The following is a 1,299-nucleotide window of genomic DNA, read 5'->3' on the forward strand; positions in this document are numbered from 1 at the left end:
CTCCGTCGCGGCGCCCGCATCGCCTACATGCCGGACGTGACCGTGCGGCACGGCGACTTCCGGCACGACGGCATGACGGACGAGACCCTGGCCAAGGTGCTGCGGTACAACCGGGGGTTCGGCCGGGTGCTCCGGAAGCACCGGCCCCGCGGCCAGGCGGCCTACTGGGTCACTCGCTCGATGGTGGCCGTCCTCGTGGTCCCGCTTCACCCGGGCCACGATGCGACCCGGTCCCAGCAGGCACAGCTCCGTGGCCGGTGGCAGGGGTGGCACGGAACGGACGACCACGGCGTGCACCACGCGTTCGACCGGGGCACGACGCCGCAGCACGGGTGACGCGAGTCGCCCCGCGGCGCACCAGGTGCACCGCGGGGCCACTCGGAGTCGCTCGGAGTCACTCGTCCCAGACGACGAATCGGGGAATCCACTTCGCGGACATGTCGAGCTTCCCGGCGGTGCCCCGCACGGTCTTCTCGGACCCGGTGGGTTCGACGATCCGCCCGGTTCCGCGGAGTGAGACGCGAACGGGCGTCGACAGGTGCTGCGCCTCCGACTGCCAGACGACACGGGCGTGGTGCTTGCCGTCCGGCGAGGTGAACCGCATGTGGCGGACCGGACCGATCCGGTGCTCCGCCACGTACCGCTTGCCGGCGAGGACCCGCTGCATGGTCGCCCAGGCCGCGGCGGAGGGCTTCGGCTCGTAACCGGCGTCGGCGTTGCCGACCAGCCCGAACGTCCGTGCGGTGCCGTTCGCCGTGGTGGGCTCGGCCATCTCGAACAGGAAGAGCCGCTCGACGCCGTACTGCGCGGCGATGGCGTAGGTGCGCAGGACGTACGCGGTCTGGTCCTCCGGCTGGACCCACCCCGGACCGGCGAACTGGGTCGGCCACCCGACCTCGGTGATCCAGATCGGCAAGGCGCTGCCGTCGGGGCGCGGGTACCGGTCGGCCGTCGTCCGGAGCCACGCGAGCGCATCCTCGATGCACGGGTTGGTCGGGACGCAGAGTTCGGGCCCCCACGGGTTGTTGTAGGGGTGGATGCTGACCGCGTCGACGTGGTCGGCACCACCGAGGCGGAACCACTCGCCGATCCAGGCGCGCTCGTCGTCGGACACCGCGTTCTGGGTCGGCCCGACGATCGTCGCCGCCGGGTCGGTGGCACGGATGACCTCGGCGGTGACCCGTGCGAGCTCGATGTAGGCCGCGGGCGTCGCGGGCAGCGCCCCGTGGTTGTTGGTCCACTCGTTCCAGACCTCGTAGGACAGATCGGTGTCCGGGTGCCGGTCCCGCATGTGGGAAA

2 protein-coding genes are annotated in these 1,299 nt (G+C 71.8%); one reads left to right on the forward strand and one right to left on the reverse strand.

Going from position 1 to position 1,299, the window contains the following annotated elements:
* Positions 1-336 (forward strand): hypothetical protein (locus BACI9J_RS23170; protein WP_236558895.1); only part of this gene is annotated, 336 nt, incomplete at its 5' end.
* Between the two features lie 58 nt (positions 337-394).
* On the opposite strand, the gene BACI9J_RS23175 is transcribed toward BACI9J_RS23170, so the two are convergent.
* Positions 395-1,299, reverse strand: a 905-nt coding sequence (locus BACI9J_RS23175; RefSeq protein WP_201296727.1) for a glycosyl hydrolase, incomplete at its 5' end; no start/stop codon positions are given.

The sequence above is a fragment of the Arthrobacter sp. 9V genome (assembly GCF_902506065.1).
In the GTDB taxonomy this organism is placed as follows: domain Bacteria; phylum Actinomycetota; class Actinomycetes; order Actinomycetales; family Micrococcaceae; genus Arthrobacter.